10 protein-coding genes are annotated in these 13,564 nt (G+C 61.6%); 3 read left to right on the forward strand and 7 right to left on the reverse strand.

The features are described 5' to 3' along the window. Window positions 1-162: 162 nt before the first annotated feature. Together CPA54_RS07570 and CPA54_RS07575 are read right to left on the reverse strand one after the other, a co-directional pair. A complete protein-coding gene (locus CPA54_RS07570; RefSeq protein ID WP_249085997.1) occupies window positions 163-1,065 on the reverse strand; it encodes a dihydrodipicolinate synthase family protein in 903 nt (300 codons plus the stop codon). An 84-nt stretch (window positions 1,066-1,149) separates the two neighbouring features. Continuing rightward, window positions 1,150-1,851: an AraC family transcriptional regulator gene (locus CPA54_RS07575; RefSeq protein ID WP_249085999.1), complete on the reverse strand. Its 702-nt coding sequence runs from the start codon at window positions 1,849-1,851 to the stop codon at window positions 1,150-1,152. A 153-nt stretch (window positions 1,852-2,004) separates the two neighbouring features. Between CPA54_RS07575 and CPA54_RS07580 the strand changes: the two genes are divergently transcribed. From CPA54_RS07580 to CPA54_RS07590, 3 genes are all read left to right on the forward strand, one after another. Beyond that, window positions 2,005-2,598 (forward strand): TetR/AcrR family transcriptional regulator, encoded by a 594-nt coding sequence (locus CPA54_RS07580; RefSeq protein ID WP_086431560.1) that lies wholly within the window; start codon window positions 2,005-2,007, stop codon window positions 2,596-2,598. A 221-nt stretch (window positions 2,599-2,819) separates the two neighbouring features. Further along, window positions 2,820-3,980: an iron-containing alcohol dehydrogenase gene (locus CPA54_RS07585; protein WP_081562922.1), complete on the forward strand. Its 1,161-nt coding sequence runs from the start codon at window positions 2,820-2,822 to the stop codon at window positions 3,978-3,980. A 133-nt stretch (window positions 3,981-4,113) separates the two neighbouring features. After that, window positions 4,114-5,505: an NAD-dependent succinate-semialdehyde dehydrogenase gene (locus CPA54_RS07590; protein WP_249086001.1), complete on the forward strand. Its 1,392-nt coding sequence runs from the start codon at window positions 4,114-4,116 to the stop codon at window positions 5,503-5,505. A 79-nt stretch (window positions 5,506-5,584) separates the two neighbouring features. On the opposite strand, the gene CPA54_RS07595 is transcribed toward CPA54_RS07590, so the two are convergent. The 5 genes from CPA54_RS07595 to CPA54_RS07615 all read right to left on the reverse strand — a co-directional run bounded on the left by CPA54_RS07595 (window position 5,585) and on the right by CPA54_RS07615 (window position 13,502). Beyond that, the gene (locus CPA54_RS07595; RefSeq protein WP_249086003.1) at window positions 5,585-6,133 is read right to left on the reverse strand and encodes a cytochrome b; all 549 of its coding nucleotides are present in this window, start codon (window positions 6,131-6,133) and stop codon (window positions 5,585-5,587) included. A 3-nt stretch (window positions 6,134-6,136) separates the two neighbouring features. Then, entirely contained in the window at window positions 6,137-7,231 is a 1,095-nt protein-coding gene (locus CPA54_RS07600; protein ID WP_249079868.1) for a catalase, read from the reverse strand. Between the two features lie 135 nt (window positions 7,232-7,366). Next, a complete protein-coding gene (locus CPA54_RS07605; RefSeq protein WP_373364571.1) occupies window positions 7,367-9,025 on the reverse strand; it encodes an efflux transporter outer membrane subunit in 1,659 nt (552 codons plus the stop codon). Between the two features lie 8 nt (window positions 9,026-9,033). Beyond that, complete coding sequence (locus CPA54_RS07610; protein ID WP_081562918.1) at window positions 9,034-10,233, reverse strand: efflux RND transporter periplasmic adaptor subunit; 1,200 nt, start codon at window positions 10,231-10,233, stop codon at window positions 9,034-9,036. After that, complete coding sequence (locus CPA54_RS07615) at window positions 10,233-13,502, reverse strand: efflux RND transporter permease subunit (protein WP_081562917.1); 3,270 nt, start codon at window positions 13,500-13,502, stop codon at window positions 10,233-10,235. The genes CPA54_RS07610 and CPA54_RS07615 overlap by 1 nt, the downstream gene beginning before the upstream one ends. Between the last annotated feature and the right edge of the window lie 62 nt (window positions 13,503-13,564).

Here is a 13,564-nt window from a genome sequence, read left to right on the forward strand (position 1 = left end):
GCGGTGAAGGGCTTGAGGCAGAAAAACGCATGGTAAACATCACGGAAGAAGAAATATGGGACACATCGTGTCAGACGCTACCATAGTTTGCCTCATCTCCAAGCCCTGCTGTCCCGGAAATGATGGGCCTTGACCCAGGGATCAGAGGCCCATCCTGCTGGATCAGCCCGGCTGGTGGGTGTCGATCAGCGTGGCAAGTTTTTTCGCATCCTGCGGGGACACGCCCTGGAGCGGACGGGGGAGCGCACTGGGTCCAGCCAGCCCCATGATCGTCGCCGCAGAGGCGATCACACGCAGGGAGCCACCATAACGGGCACTCATCTCCCAGAAGGGGGCGAAGATGGCCTCGATGCGGGCTACATCCTCTCTCTGGCCAGTCAGGGCCGCATCCGTCAGCCGGCGGGCCAGACGGGGGAACAGGCCACCCCATTCGGAGTACCAGATGCGGGCGCCCTGCATCAGGGCACCGGCGGCGGTCGGATCACCGCTGATGCCGGGGGAGGTGCTGTCAGGCAGGGCAGGCAGCAGGCGTTTCATCCGGGCGGTAGCCTCTTCTGCCGTGGGGGAGCCGCTGGGGAGCTTGATGGAACGGACCTGCGGCAGCTGGCAGATGCGCTGCATCAGGGTATCGGAGAAATGGAACTGTGTCGTGCCGGGGGTGTCATAGACGACCAGCGGCACGGACACATGGCGGCTCACCGTTTCATACAGGGTGAAGACCTCTTCGTCCCGCAGGGGGAAGTAACTCATCGGGGGCAGCAGCAGGGCTTTGACACCGGCTTTCTGGGCATCTTCGGCCAGCAGCAGCGTGTCCCGCAGGTTGATGGCCCCGATGCTGACAAGAACCGGCGTCGTGCCAGCGTGGCTGACAGCCAGTCGGGCGATCTTTTCCCGTTCGTTCCGGGTCAGGAAGGCATAGCTGCCGGTGGAACCGAGGGCACCGATGGAATCGACTTTTGCCTCGACCAGCCGGGCGATCAGTGCGGCGAAGCGGGCCTCATTGGGTGCGTCCTGGTGCATGGGGGTGATGGGGAAGGCACTCAGCCCCGTGAAGGAAAATGTCATGGTCTGTCCTTTCCGTGTACGGTCCCGGTCATGATGGCGGGAAAAAGGCTGCGCCGTATAGAAGGAATGTGACAGGCCGTGGTTTCAGCGGGGCAGGGGGCCTGCCCGGTACCGGCCCGGTGTCGTGCCGAATGTCCGGCGGAAGAGGCGGCCCATGTGGCTCTGGTCGGCAAAGCCTGCCTCCATGGCGGCTTGAAGGCTGCTGACACCGGCCCGCAGCTGCGTTTTCACATGGTTGAGCTGCTGGAGCAGGCGGAATGTCTGTGGTGATAAGCCGTAATGACGCTGGAAACGGCGGGAATAGGCCTCCCGGCTCATGTTGGCCTGTTGGGCAAGACTCTGGATGGACGTCGTGAGCGACATGTCCTGCATGGGCAGGGGAAGGCGCGGTGGGGCGGCCAGATGGACATGGGATGGACGGTCACCAAGGCAGTGCTGGATGAGGGCGGCGCAGTCTGCCTGGTCCAGAGGGAGACCGGGCGTGAGATAGAGGTTCAGGCAGAGTGTCTGCCCGGCACGGGCTGGATCGGCATCCTGCGAAACGTGGGGCGTACCCGCAGGAATGAGCAGGGCCTGCCCCGCCGTGAGGTGGACGGGCTGGCCAGCGATGAGAAAATGGCGACAGCCGGAGAGGATGAAGGCCAGCTGGTCTTCCTGATGGAAATGCAGTGGCAAGGCGAGCGTGGTGCCTCGGGCCATGCTCATTTCTTTCACGTCAGGATGGCCTGCCCGCCAGTAGTGCCACGGGGGGCCGGGAGGCATCAGGGAGGAGGAAAGAGGGAGCATGATGTGGTGCCGGGGCGTCGTCTGGTCCTTGATAGGGTGGTCAGGATAACCTGCCTTCCGGGGGAGCGTCCATCTGATCTGGAGGGCACCAAAAATAGAATGACCGGTCTATTCTTTGTGGACAGAACAGGTCTTTCCTGATAGGGTTACAGCATGACAGTTGCAGAAAAGCATGAGCAGGCCCGTCGGCGTATTCTGGAATCTGCCCGCCCTCTCATTGGGCTGCGGGGGTTTTCTGCCGTGGGGCTGAGCCAGATTCTGGAGGCAGCTGGTATCCCCAAAGGCTCGTTCTATCATTATTTCGAGTCGAAAGAGCATTTCGGGGCTGCCCTTCTGGAGCTTTACAACGAGCAGTATCTGGTCAAGCTGGAAGCTCTCATTGCGCAGACGGGCAGGACCGGGTTTGAGAAACTGTCTCTGTATTGCCAGTGCTGGGTGGATGCCCAGCAGGATGGCTGCCTCAATGAGAAATGTCTTGTCGTCAAGCTGGCGGCGGAGGTGTCCGATCTTTCGGAGAGGATGCGGCTGATCCTTGCCGAAGGCACGACCCGGATCGTGGACTGTCTGGCCCGTATCGTCGAGGAGGGGCAGAAGGATGGCTCCATCACGAAGGCGCTGCCCGCCCGGTATCTGGCGTCTGCCGTGTATCAGACGTGGCTCGGAGCCACTCTGCTGGTCAAGGTCACGCACCAGCAGGCTCCGTTCGAGGAGGCTTTCGAGGCGACCCGTCATCTTGTGACAGTCTGAGTCATCCCGGTTTCCCGTCTTTTTTCGAAGAAGGAAAGTTTTTTCGGGAAGGGTCTTTCATTTTCGAGATGACCGGTCTATTTGTTGAGTGTTCCCGATGAAGGTTCAGGGCCGATTCCCTAAAGGCTTTGGGACCAGGGAGAGAATGGTATCTCACATGGCCGTTAAAGATGACCGGTCTATTATGTGATCTGGCCTGAAAGAGCGGCAAGGAGGACAGCATGGATAATTTTGAATTCTATAACCCGACAAAAATCCTTTTTGGCAAAGGGATGATTGCCAGGCTGGATGAGCAGATCGACCAGCAGGCCCGGGTTCTTGTCCTCTATGGTGGTGCCAGCGCCGAGAAGAGCGGTACGCTGGGTGAAGTCCGCAAGGCATTGGGGCAGCGGACATTCTGCGAATTCGGCGGGATTGAGGCCAACCCGACTTACGAGACGCTCATGAAGGCTGTCGAGGTCGCCCGCAAGGAGAAGGTGAATTTCCTTCTGGCTGTTGGTGGCGGTTCCGTCATGGATGGCACGAAATTCGTTGCTGCTGCCGTGCCGTATCAGGGCGAACCGTGGGAAATCCTGCTGAAGCAGGGTGAGACGGTCCAGCAGGCCCTGCCGCTGGGAACGGTCGTGACACTGCCCGCTACCGGGTCGGAGATGAACAGCATTGCCGTGATCTCCCGCAAGGAGACGGGCGACAAGCTGGCTTTCTCGAACCCGCACGTCTTCCCGGTCTTTTCCATTCTGGACCCGACCCGCACTTTCAGCCTGCCGCCCCGGCAGGTGGCCAATGGTGTGGCGGATTCCTTCGTCCACGTGATGGAAGCGTACATGACCCTGCCGCAGGATGCGATGGTGCAGGACCGCTACGCTGAGGGCCTGCTGCTGAGCCTGCATGAGATTGGCCAGCGCATCACCAGTGCTCCTGCTGATGACTACGACCTGCGTGCCAACCTGATGTGGGTGGCAACACAGGCCCTGAATGGTCTCATCGGGGCTGGCGTGAAGCAGGACTGGGCCACCCATGCCATCGGCCATGAGCTGACGGCGAAATACGGGATCGACCATGCCCGCACGCTGGCCATCGTCTTCCCGGCCATGCTGAAGGAGCGTCGGGAGCAGAAGCGTGCCAAGCTGCTGCAATATGCCGCCCGTGTTCTGGGGCTGACGGAAGGCACGGAGGATGAGCGCATCGATGCCGCCATCGCCCGTATCGAAGCCTTCTTTGAAGGGCTGGAGATTCCGGTCCGTCTTTCTGCCTACGACATTGACCGTGCTGGTATTGATCCCATCATTGCCCAGCTGGAAGAGCATGGCATGACAACTCTTGGTGAACATCAGGACATTACGTCAGAAATCAGCCGCAAAGTTCTGGAAAGAAGTTTGTAAGGTTCCAATATCTGGTTGGGGGGCGGCAATGGTCCGTGTTGTTGCTCCCCAGCCGACCTTTGGGCAGTGATTCAACACTGTCCATATCACACCCAGGTTCCGCTGCAGGGACCCGGGAAGAACGAGGTGTATCATGGCATTTGCCACTGTTAATCCTTATACGAATGAAGTTGTCAAAGAGTTTCCGGAAGCAACGGAACAGGACGTTCAGGCCGCCCTGGCCCGGGGACATGAGGCTTACGAAGCATGGCGGGAAACCAGCTTTGAAGAGCGCGCCAAGCTCATGAAGAACATCGGTGCCCTGCTGCGCCGTGATGCGGAGAAGCTGGCCCGTCTGGCTGCGCTGGAGATGGGCAAGGTTCTGGCCGAAGGGAAGGCCGAGGCCATCCTGTCTGCCCAGATCTGCGAATATTATGCCGAGAACCTGGCAGAGCTGCTGAAGCCGGAAGACCTGAAGCTCTCCGACCCCAAGCTGGGGCGTGCCAAGCTGGTGTATGAGCCGCAGGGCATCGTGCTGGCCATCGAACCCTGGAACTTCCCGTATTATCAGGTGCTGCGCATTGTGGCGCCACAGCTTTCTGCCGGTAATGCGGTCCTTCTGAAACATGCAGGCAACCTGCCGCAGTGTGCTGCTGCCTGCCAGGAGCTGGTTGAAGAAGCGGGCGCACCGAAGGGGCTGTTCCAGAATATCTACATGCCGCACAAATTCACGGAGATGGTGCTGGATGATCCCCGTACCTGTGGTGTGGCGTTGACAGGGTCCGAGCGGGCCGGGTCCATCGTGGCTGGTGCTGCTGGCAAGGCTCTCAAGAAGGCGACCATGGAGCTGGGGGGCAGCGATGCCTTCATCGTTCTGGATGATGCTGACCTTGAGAAGACCGTTAAATGGGCCGTGTTCGGCCGCCACTGGAATGCCGGTCAGGTCTGTGTCTCTGCCAAGCGCATCATTGTGGTGGACAGCCTTTATGACCGCTTTGTGGAACTGTACAAGAAGGGCATTGCCGAGTTGAGGGCCGGGGATCCTTTGGACCCGAACACCAATTTCGCTCCTCTTGCTTCCCAGCAGGCTGCGGATGATCTGCGTGAAATGGTGGAGAAAGCCGTCAAGCAGGGAGCGAAGGCTGAGACCATTCCTGTAGCCGTGCCTAACCAGGGGGCGTTTTTCCAGCCGGTTGTTCTGACGGAACTGGATGAGAACAATGAGGCCCGTCATTGGGAGTTCTTTGGCCCGGTTTCCCAGCTTTATCGTGCCAAGGATGAGAATGATGCCGTTCGCATTGCCAATGACTCTCCTTATGGTCTGGGTGGCGCCATCTTCTCCAGGGATGAAGCCCGGGCAGTTCGTGTGGCGTCCAAGATCCGTACCGGCATGGTGTTCATCAACCACCCGACCACGACCAAAGCGGAACTGCCTTTCGGCGGTATTGCCCGCTCCGGTTATGGGCGTGAACTTATGAGCCTTGGGATCAAGGAATTCGTGAACCACAAGCTCGTCAATGTCATGGACATTGACTCTCCGTTCTGAAGAACGGGCTGGCCCGTATCTTTGGTCATGAAAAAGGCGGCTCCATCATGGAGCCGCCTTTTTTCGTGTCTGGAGGTTTTTATCGCCCCAGCATGGAGCCCATGACACCGTCCCGCCGGATGATGCCGTGCAGCAGGGCCGCTCCGATATGGGCGAGAATGAGCAGGATCAGCCCATAGGCCAGAAGACTGTGCAGGCAGCGCAGGGCACCCCACAGATGGGGATGGAAGCCCATGAGCGGCGGGATATGGCAGCCCCCCCACAGGGTGATCGGGTATCCGCCAGCCGAGAGCATGGCCCAGCCGACCAGCGGCAGGGCGATCATGAAGCCATAAAGCAGGATATGGGAGAAATGGGCGGCCAGCTTCATGGGGCCGGGCATGTCCATTGGCAGGGCAGGTGTGTGGTTGGCAAACCGGTTGACAAGCCGGATGACCACCAGCAGCAGGAGCAGGAACCCCACCGTGCGATGCAGCGTGAAGAGACCGGCATAGTGGATGGTGGAGTCATGCGCCATGACCAGCCCGACAAAGAGCATGACGATGATGAGGACTGCCATCACCCAGTGCAGCAGGATGGAGAGGCGGGGGAAGGGCGTAGCATGGCCTGTATTCTGTGGAAAAGACATGGGTTACTGGCCCTTCTCGTCTTGTGTGAGGGTCGGACTGGCAACATCGCCCGGCGTGACCATGCTGGGTGCTTTGTGCTCGGCAGACCGGGTTGCATAGGACCTCATGTAGACTGACGAGCGCAGGGCCAGCAGCGGGTCGTCCGAGGCGCTGATTCCGTCAGGCAGGATGGTGGGGTCGAACACCATGGGGCCACAGGGGCTTTCATCCTCGCTGTAGGCCTTCGTGAAGGTCACCGTGCCGACCGTTACCTTCTGGTCCGCATTGTCCCATGGTTGGCTGGAGTCGTTGACCGGGTCTCCTTCACGGGCCACCGTGGCAACGATGTCCCAGCGGAGGGGCCGTTGATCCAGCGTCTGGACCAGCCGTTTGAAGAGATAGTTGCCATCATTGGCGCCACTGCCGTCAGCCGGGCTGAAGGGTTCCTGCGCCACGGCAGCCCAGCGGACGGCTGTCTTTTTTCCAGCTTCATCTGTCAGGATGAAGCTGTCGAGGCTGTTGTATGTGTCGTTGGTCAGGTCGGATGTCTGCTTGTGGGCTTTTGCCTGTTCAAAAGCCGTTTTCAGCCAGGGGCGCTGGGCTGCATAGGCCTGAACGGCCACAGGGTCGGGCCTGTGGGTGGCAGGGTCCAGCTTTGCGGCCCCGAAGAAAGCGTAAGCATCGGCAATATCCCGCATGGACTGGAGAGGGGCATCCACCAGCGCCAGCCGCCAGTCATCACCGGATGGGGAGCGTATCTGCATGGAAAGGCTGCGGGCCACGGCGGGATTGTCCGGCAGATACGGCAGTGGCGGAGCCAGTGAGAAACGCCCCATGACAGGCAGATGCTCGCCCCTGAAGATGCCGGAACGGGACAGGGCACGGCCCTCCGGTGTGGGGTCGAACCAGCCGGTGGCGCACATGCCCTTGGCATGGGCACGGCGGAAGCCATCACCCGGAGCCCCAGCATTATGGAATCGCTGCATGAAGTGGGAAGGAGATATGGCGGCCGGGCTGAAAATGTCGGCCGTCCAGGCCAGCAGGCCACCCAGACAGAGTGGCGGCAGAATGACAGCCGCCCAGCGGGCCGGACTGCCCTTGCGGGGGGAATGCGCCATTGGATGCTCTCCTCAACAGGTGACGAAACTAATTCGTAGGCTGTATCAGATGTTACCAGTGACGGGAAGAAAAGTGGACGGGCCGCACCAGGGGTCTCCACCCGCCGGATGGGGCGGGTGGAGCTGCCGTCCCTCTCAGGGCATCGCCCCGATGGGAAGCGGCTTGAGGTGGGCATTGGTGCCACGGCCTACGGCATCCGGGGCATCATGGGTCAGGTCCTCATGGGCCTCGGGATGTTCGGAGGCATTGACGTCACCAACCTGCTTGGGGTGGTGCAGCCCCTCATACTGGAAGGCACCGACCGACAGCGTCTCGGCCATCGTGGGAAGGTTCTTGGAGTCCCACCCGCCGCCAAGGCTGCGGATCAGCGAAACATCAGCCTGATACAGCCTTGTGGCCACCTCCACCTGCGTGATGCGGCTGCGGAGGGTGTTTTCCTGGCTGAAAATGGCATCCAGATAGGTGCCCACACCGCCCTGATAGAGCGTCATGGTCATGTTCTGGGTTTCCAGATTGGCATTGACGGCCTTTTCCAGAGCCTGGTTTTCCAGATTCAGGCGGTTGGTGCGGGAGAGACCATCCTCCACTTCCCGGAAGGCGGAGAGGACGGTCGTGCGGTACTGGTCCCGTGTCTCCCGGTAGGCGGACCATGACCGTTGGAGTTCCGCCCGATGTACGCCGCCATCAAAGAGCGGAATGTTCATGCGGGCACCGTAGGTCCAGAGCGAGTTGGCCAGATTGGCCAGCTTGAAGCCGTTGGCCTCGAACCCGGCATCCGCATTGAGAGAGAAATGCGGGTAGAAGGCGGCACGGGCAATGCCGATGGCCCGGTTGGCCTGGGCCATCTCACGCTCCGCACTGGCAATGTCGGGCCGCCGCTGGAGCAGGCCCGAGGGCACGCCCGCCGGAATGTTGGGCTGGTGGAAGTCCAGCGCCTTGACGGGGTCGATGTGGAAGCTGGAGGGCGCACTGTTGGTCAGCACGGCGATGGCATGTTCCGTCACCTCACGGGCGGCCTGGATGTCATACAGGGCGGCCTGCGTGGTGTAGAGCTGGGCTTCTGCCCGGGCGAGGTCCAGCCGGGGGGCCGCCTTGTATTTCAGCTGGGTGCGGGTGACATCCAGTGCCCGGTTATAATAGGCGATGGACTGCTGGTAGATGGCGATCTGCGCATCATAACCACGCAGCTGGATGTAGTCGGTGGCCAGCTCGGCCTCCAGGCTCAGCCGTGCCATGGCGAAGCGGGCGGCCTCCTGCTGGGCGGCCTGCCGGTTCATGCGGACACGGTTGCGGATGGCGGACCAGATGTCCGGCTCCCACGAGGCCAGACCGGCATATTCTTCCTGCGTCTGGGTCAGCGTGGCCCCGTTGCGGAAGAGCCTGTCTGCCGACTGCTTGTTGTCCGACCCGCCTGCATCAAGGCTGAGATGCGGGAGCAGGTCCGCCCGGGCTTTGGCCACGAGGGAGCGGGCCTGAAGGAAACGCTCGGCGGCGGCCTGGAGGTCGCCATTCTCGGCAATGGCCCGGTCTTCCAGCTCGTTCAGCAGCGGATCATGAAAGAGCGTCCACCAGTCGCTGGGGAGAGTGGCATCGGCGGGCTGCGCCACGGCGAAGGGGGCCTGCCCCTGCCAGCTGTCCGGCACGACAAAATGCGGCGGTTCGTAGTGTGGGGCGAGGTCGCAGGCACCGAGGCCCGTCAGGGCCAGCAGGCTGCCACCAAGGGCAGTCCGGCGGGCAAGACGGCCCAGCCTGCGGCGGGTCTTCTTCATGGAGGAAGAACGGTCAGAGATCATGGTGGTCATCAGTCATCATCTCCGGATTCTTCCCAGCCGCTCTGGTTATAGCCCCGGGCCGGTGTCACGATGTGGACGGGGTCGCCTTCCAGAAGGTCGGCGGGCGGGTTGTTGATGATGCGGTCATCCGCCGTGATGCCTGCCTGAACCTCGGTGGAGCTGTCCGCCATCTTGCCGACACGGATGTTCTTGAAGTGGACGGTGTTCTTCTGGTCCACGGTTGCCACCTGCATTCCTTTTTCCTGAAAGACGAGGGACCCCGTGGGAATCTTCAGCAGGTGGGAGGCATTATTGTTGGCTTTCAGCGAGACAGAGGCGAAGGTCCCCGGCCAGAGGGCGTGGTCGGCATTGTCCAGCGTGAATTCGGAGACGGCCGTTCTCGTGTTGGGGTCATAGCCGAGGGATGCCGTCAGGAACTTGGCCGTGAAGATGCGGTCCGGATACTGCGGCACGTGGACCTCCGCCGTCAGCCCGTCCGTCAGCATGTAGGAGAAGATTTCCGGCACGGAGATGAAGAGACGCAGGCGGTGCGTGTCCGCCACGGTGAAGAGTTCGGAGGCCCCACCAGTGGCGTTGAGCTGCCCGCCCCCGCTGTTGACATAGTCACCCACATTGATGGAGCGGGCCGTCACGACACCATCGAACGGAGCCACGATCTGCTTGAACTTCTCCAGGGCGGCGAAGTGGTCCACATTGCGCTGGGCTGCTTCCATCTTGGCGTAGGCGGCCTGTTCATCCGCCGTGGCGACGGAGACGGACTGCCCGGAAACGGCCTGGGAGTGCCCCATGGCCCGCCAGCGGTTGGCCGTCACGGAGGCCAGATTGTACTTGGCCTTCTGGGCATCAAGGTCTGCCAGGGCCTGGGCGTACTGGGCATCCAGTGCCGGGGCGTTGATTTCGGCCAGCACATCACCCTGATGGACGACGGCACCGTAATCCTTGTACCACATCTTCACGTAACCGGAGACCTGCGCATAGATCGGCGCCTGATACCAGGCATCAATCGTGCCGGGGAGCGTGAGGCTCACCTTGCTGTCCGCCTTGTGGGGCAGGATGATGGCCACGTTGGGCACGGCACTCTGTTCCGCCACGTCATGCAGGTGGGCGTTGTGGGCCATGCGGCCGAGCAGCAGCACGATGATGTAGAGGCCCAGCGCCAGGGCGATCAGGCCGAGCAGTAATTTGTGTTTGCGGGACATGCTGGCCATCAGACGGTCTCCTTATGACGCGCAGTACGGTTGTGGATGATTGCATAGACACAGGGAACGAAGAGCAGCGTGGACAGCGTGGCGACAATCAGCCCGCCAATCACGGCCCGGCCCAGTGGGGCATTGGTGGAGTTGGAGGTGGCCATGGGGATCATCCCCACCACCATGGCAAGGGCCGTCATCAGCACGGGGCGGATGCGCTCCCGTCCGGCTTCCGTCGCTGCCCGGAGGGCATCACCATGCAGCTCGATCCGCTCCCTGGCGAAGGACACCACAAGGATGGAGTTGGCCGTGGCCGTCCCCATGCACATGATGGCCCCTGTCAGGGCCGGGACGGACAGGCGTGTCCCGGTCAGGAACAGGGCCCAGGCGATCCCGGCCAGTGCGCCGGGCAGGGCGGTGATGATGATGAACGGGTCCATCCAGGACTGGAAGTTGACGACGATCAGCAGGTAGATCAGCACGATGGAAACCATCAGCCCGATGATGAGCTGGCCATAGGCCCCGTACATGGTCACGGCGGCCCCATGAATCTCCGTTGCGGCCGTCTTGGGCAGCAGGGATTTCGTGTCGCTGATGACCTTCTTGACGTCCGTCAGCACGGCCCCGAGGTCCCGTCCTTCGGTGGAGACGTAGATGTCCACCTCCGGCATGGAGTTGAAGTGGGACACCTCACCCGGCGTGCCGGTCGGCACGACGGTGCTGATGCTGCCCAGAAGCTGGTCGCCCGTACCGGTCGGGTTGCCGTCGCCCTTGTCCACCGGAATGGTCAGCAGGTCGCTCAGATGCGTCAGCTGGTCCTGCGAGACGTAGGTGTTCAGCGGGAATGTGACGTCGTTGCTGGGGTCGAGCCAGAACTGCGGGTCCACCGTGCTGGAACCGGAGAGCGTCATCAGCTGGTTGTTGGCGAGGTCGGCCTCGGTCAGGCCGGTGGCCTGGCTGAAGGTCCGGTTGCCACGGATCATCAGTGTTGGTGTCTTCATCGTCTGCTGGATGACGACATCGGCAGCCCCCGGGATGTGCCGCAGGCGGGTCATGATCTTGCGGGCATAGTCATAATTGTCGGCAATGTCCGGCCCGTTGATCTGGATGTCGATCGGTGCGGGAGAGCCGAAATTGAGGATCTTCGCCGTCAGGTCCGCCGGCTGGAAGGTGAAGACCGTCCCGGGGAAGCGGGCGGAGAGGTCCTTGCGCAGCAGGGCACGATAATCCCACACGGGGGAGGCCTCGTTTTTCAGGGCGATGGTCAGGTCGCAGTCCTGCGTCCCGATGGTCGGTGTCGGGATGAAGGCCTGGTTGTGCGCCCCTTCCGGCAGGCCGCAGTTGCTGACGATCTCTTCCACCTGGCCGGGCAGGTCCTGCTCGATGCGGTCGGAGACCAGAGCGGCAATGCGGCCCGCAACCTCGATACGGGTACCCAGCGGGGCCCGCATATGCATCTGGAGGGCGTTGGACTTCGTCTCCGGGAAGAAGTCCCGCCCGGCCGTGAAGTAAAGCCCCAATGACAGGACGGAAAGGCCGAGGAAGATGCCGACAAACAGTTTGCGCTGCTCCACACAGCGGACCAGAATGGCGTAATAGCCGTCCCGGAAGCTGTTGAACTTTTCCTCAAAGCCCCGCTGGAAGCGGATGAAGAAGCCCATGACACCGCTGCGTGGTGGCAGGGGAGCGGAGTGATTGTGGCTGTCTGTCCCGTCGCCACGGTTGGCCGGGTGACCGGCTGCCACGGCAGCAGCGTTGGCATCGGCAGTATGCTGCTCCCTGTCCGGGATGTCATGCCCGTGACCATGATTGGCCAGCAGGTATTTTGCCATGGTCGGGACCAGCGTCCGGGAGAGGACGAAGGAGGCGATCATGGCGAAGATGATGGCTTCCGCCATCGGGCGGAAGAGGTAACCGGCCACGCCGTCCAGCTCGAACAGGGGCAGCCACACGATGCAGATGCAGGTGGTGGAGACGAAGGTCGCCGTCACGATCTGGTTGGCGGCATCGATGATGGCAGGTTCAAGCTCCTTGCCCATCTCGAGATGGGTGTCGATGTTCTCGATCATCACCGTGGCGTCGTCCACGAGGATGCCGACCGCCAGGGCCAGCCCGCCCAGTGTCATCACGTTGATGGATTCCCCGGCCCAGCTCAGCCCGATGACCGAGCAGAGAATGGCCAGCGGGATGGAGGTGGCGATGATGACGGTGGACCGCCACGAGCCGAGGAAGAGCAGCACCACGATGCCGGTCAGGAAGGCAGCGGTGACCATCTCCCGCACCACGTCCTTGATGGCGTCCTTCACGAAGATGGAGGCGTCGGTCAGGATGCTGACCTTCACGTCATCCGGCAGCACGGCCCGCAGGCGGGGGAGGGCCTTCTTCACGCCATCCACCACGTCCAGCGTGGAGGCCTCGCCGCTCTTCATGACGACGACCTCGACGCCCTGACGTCCCTTCACGAGCACGAGGTTTGTCTGCGGATGGCCGCCACGATAGACGTCCGCCACGTCGTGAACGTAGATCACCGCATTGCCCACCCGTTTGACCGGAATGTTGCCGATGGCCTTCATGCTCTTGGGGGTGGCGTTGGTCTGCACCATCCAGTCCACGGCGTCGATCTTCTGGTCACCGGCGGGCAGGACGATGTTCTGGTCATGCATGGCATTCTGCACGTCCATGGCCGAGAGATGGTGCGCCCGCAGCTGGTCCTGGTTCAGCGTGACCATCACGAAGCTGTCCATCCCGCCATAGGGATGCGGCACCACGGCCCCCTCGACGGTGACCAGAAGCGGACGGACACGGATCATCGCCAGCTTGTAGAGGTCGGACGGCGTCTGCTTGTCCGAGGTGATCTGTAGCGAGATGACTGGAACGGAAGACGCATCCAGCCGCATGATCATCGGGGCCGGGATGTTCACCGGCAGCTGCTTGATGACGGTCTGGGAAATGGCGGTGACTTCCGCCTCTGCCTCGCCAATCTCAGACCCGGGCTGGAAGAAGATCGTCACGATCCCCCGCCCGTAATAGGAGTTGGACTCCATGTGCTCGATGCCCTCCACGGTGGAGGTCACCATCAGCTCGTAATTGTAGATGATGCGGCCTGCAAATTCCTCAGGCAGCATCCCGCCATAGGTCCAGACGGCAGAGACCACCGGGATCTTGATATTCGGAAAGACGTCAGTCGGTGTTTTGAAGACTGACATCACCCCGAACATCACGATCAGGATGGACAGTACCACAAAGGTCAGAGGCCGCTTCAGGGCGGTGATGACAATGGCATTCATGGGTCGGACTGTTCCAGTTTTATTCCAGAGGCAGAAGGAAGCCGGGACAATCTAGGCAAAAA

Source organism: Parasaccharibacter sp. TMW2.1890 (assembly GCF_023337645.1).
Lineage (GTDB): Bacteria > Pseudomonadota > Alphaproteobacteria > Acetobacterales > Acetobacteraceae > Bombella > Bombella apis.